Origin of the sequence: Candidatus Thiosymbion oneisti, from assembly GCF_900092655.1 — a bacterium.
GTDB lineage: Bacteria > Pseudomonadota > Gammaproteobacteria > Chromatiales > Chromatiaceae > Thiosymbion > Thiosymbion oneisti.
In genome coordinates this window covers 1-3,008 of record NZ_FLUY01000725.1, presented here as the reverse complement: position 1 = coordinate 3,008, position 3,008 = coordinate 1, and the positions used below count along the sequence as shown (strand labels likewise).

At 45.7% G+C, this 3,008-nt stretch carries 2 protein-coding genes and 1 pseudogene; 2 read left to right on the top strand and 1 reads right to left on the bottom strand.

Going from position 1 to position 3,008, the window contains the following annotated elements:
• Positions 1-80: 80 nt before the first annotated feature.
• Positions 81-272: pseudogene (locus BQ17_RS24630) on the bottom strand (transposase); the annotation flags it as partial.
• Positions 273-342: 70 nt separating this feature from the next.
• Here BQ17_RS24630 and BQ17_RS07895 point away from each other — a divergent pair.
• Both BQ17_RS07895 and BQ17_RS07890 read left to right on the top strand, forming a co-directional pair.
• Complete coding sequence (locus BQ17_RS07895) at positions 343-1,176, top strand: crotonase/enoyl-CoA hydratase family protein (protein WP_089725915.1); 834 nt, start codon at positions 343-345, stop codon at positions 1,174-1,176.
• A gap of 6 nt (positions 1,177-1,182) precedes the next feature.
• Positions 1,183-2,922 (top strand): ATP-binding response regulator, encoded by a 1,740-nt coding sequence (locus BQ17_RS07890; RefSeq protein ID WP_089725913.1) that lies wholly within the window; start codon positions 1,183-1,185, stop codon positions 2,920-2,922.
• Positions 2,923-3,008 lie beyond the last annotated feature (86 nt).

The following is a 3,008-nucleotide window of genomic DNA, read 5'->3' as shown; positions in this document are numbered from 1 at the left end:
GTTCAACCTCGGTTGCCCACGCCCGCATCGCAAGGCGCGCCTAACCCGACCTACAAAACTTAACTTAATGGCATTGACGTCCAGATACAATGAAGGTGGTCAGGCAACACGACACAGGCATTGATATTAAAAGGACGTTGTCGCTTTACCTTGCGAACTGATTGACGCAGTAGTTCGATATGATCGACAAGAAGTGTTGTATTTCTTTCAAGAAGATTGACGGTAAAGAAATGACAGCCACCCGGAATGCGAAAGCGTCTGTAGTCAGGCATATCAGAAGTCTGACATACGGCGGATGGCGCAAGCTTATCCACCCTACGCGGGCTATAATGGGAATTATAGATGCAGCACAATAGTATACCTCGTGCCGATAAGTGTTCCGCTTTCAAGCACATCCAAGTTGATATTCAGCCGGAACAGGGGATAATCTATTTGATTATGTCGCCTGTAGGACGTCCGTGCTTCTCATTGGAGTTGCTTAGAGAGCTTAAAGGTGCTCAGAAAGAAGCGGATAAATATGGGTGCAAGTATTTGGTTCTTTCATCGAATATAAAGGGGGTATTTAATTTGGGTGGGGATCTTGAATATCTCAGGGAGCAGATTAGGCGGAAAAATAAACAGTCTCTAGCTGAATACATGAAAGCCTGCATTGATGCTCTACATTATGAGTCAACAGTTGACGGGCGTGTCCGTATAGCAGTGGTGCAGGGAGATTCTTTTGGCGGGGGGTTTGAGATAGCTCTGTGTTGCGATATGATCATTGCTGAGGAAAATGCCAGGTTCTCTTTCCCGGAGAGCACGTTTAACCTCATCCCCGGCATGGGTGCCTTTAGTTATCTGGTCAGAAGAACAAATATGTCGGTTACCAAGCGCATTATTACCAGTGGACGTGTTTATAGTGCGCAAGAGATGTTTGCTTTAGGTGCTATTGATCAAGTGGTGGGTCCGGATGTAGGGATGCAGGCAGCTGAGAGGTATATTCATAGCTACAGACGGCGCTGTAATTCCTATGATGCTATACGGTACATTACTAACAGTGAAAATCCGGTCACTTATGATGAGCTGGTTAGGATCGGCAGTATCTGGGTAGACCGTGCTTTAAGGCTCACTGATCGGGATCTCCGAGTTATGGACAAAATATCCAGCCTGCAAGCAAGATATATCATGAGAAAGTGATTATTTATGAGGAGTAATAGGTTTCCAGCTATCTTTGAGCGTATTAAACAGTGTCCTGCTAATGAGCATGAGCAGGGCTATCTACGCTTATTTCTCGTCTCCACTGTCTCGCTGTATATCTATGTTCTCGCAGTGCATCCTCAGGTTACCTTTGAGGTAAGAGACAAAGAGACGGTAAAGCAGGCAATATCGATTATCTACCCGATATTTGCTGCTTACGCACTGGTGTTTTTTTATTGGCTTTACCGGCAGCCGGTAAAGGTACCGGTACGTCGTATCCTATCGAATTTTATTGATTTGTTGAGTCTTTCTATCGTCATGTACCTCAGCGACGACTGGGGAAGCGTTCTTTATCCGGTATATCTGTGGATTATAATCGGCAGCGCATTCAGATTTGGATCAGTGTATTTACTGATAAGCGCGATACTCTCTATTCTGATGTTTACCGTGGTGATACTTGCAACGCCGTTTTGGTTAGAACATCCGACGATTAGTGTTGGTCTGCTCTCGGGATTATTTATTTTACCTCCTTACATCGGTCTTCTATTAAAGCAGAAAGGTGAGGCGTTAAGAAAGGCAGAGATAGCGTCCTATAAGGAACGCTTTTTGTCTGCTATTAGCCACGAATTGCGCACTCCCTTGCAGAGTGTTATTGCATTATCCGAGTTGTCCCTGGAAGCTGCTCATCGAGATAATGCACCTGACTATATGCGCCAGGTTAATGGGGCGGCACAGCACCTACTTTCATTAATTAACGATGTTCTGGATTTTTCGAAGGCTGAAAATGCCAAGCTTAAACTTGGTGAGCTTCCGTTTGATGTCCGTAAGCTGGTAGCTGCAGTAGAGTCCCTGATACTGCCCCAGGCTAAAAGCAAACACCTGGTGTTCAAGGTTGACATTGCCAGTGATGTACCGGATAGCGTAATTGGTGATGAACTTAGAATCAGACAAATCCTGATCAACCTAAGCTCGAATGCGGTCAAGTATACGGAGTCAGGTGAAATTATACTCGCTGTTCAAGTTCTGGAGCTTAATGACAAGTCTGTCCGATTACAGTTCTCCGTTGAGGATACCGGTATTGGTATTAAGGCAGATGATATCGGAAAGGTTTTTCAATCATTTGTTCAAGTTCACAGCAACAATAATAATGAACTGGGTGTTGGCAGTGGGCTAGGTCTGGCGCTTTCCAAGCGACTGGTGGAGTTGATGGGCGGTAAGATTACCATTGCCAGCGAGTACGGTAAAGGTAGCCGCTTTACCTTCGATGTCAAACTACCCTGGGTAACATTGCAAAGTATTGCTATTCCAACCCAGGATGATGATAGAACGACCGGTGATGACTTATCCGGATTGCGTATACTGATTGCCGAAGATGAAGAACTGCTTCAGTCTGTCTATAGACGGATCTTCAAAACCAGCCAGTGTCGGTTGACCATAGTCGATGACGGCGAGGCTGCGCTGCAGGCGCTGCGTACTCAACCCTATGATCTTGCAATACTGGATTATCAGATACCTTTCCTCAACGGTCTGGAATTAGCGGTGATATGGCGGCGTGAGGAGCAAGGTTCAAGAATGCCGATTCTTTTACTGACTGCTAATGCCGAGGTTGTCAGTCAGGGAGAAAGTTCGGATAATGTTGAATTGATCAGGATCAAGCCGATTATCCCATCTGACCTTATCAGGGATGTTAAGTATCTGACCGCTCTTACTATCAAAGATAGCGATGAACTCCTCACCCGCCAATAGGTGTATGCAGTTCAATGCCATTAAGTTAAGTTTTGTAGGTCGGGTTAGGCGCGCCTTGCGATGCGGGCGTGGACAACCGAGGCTGA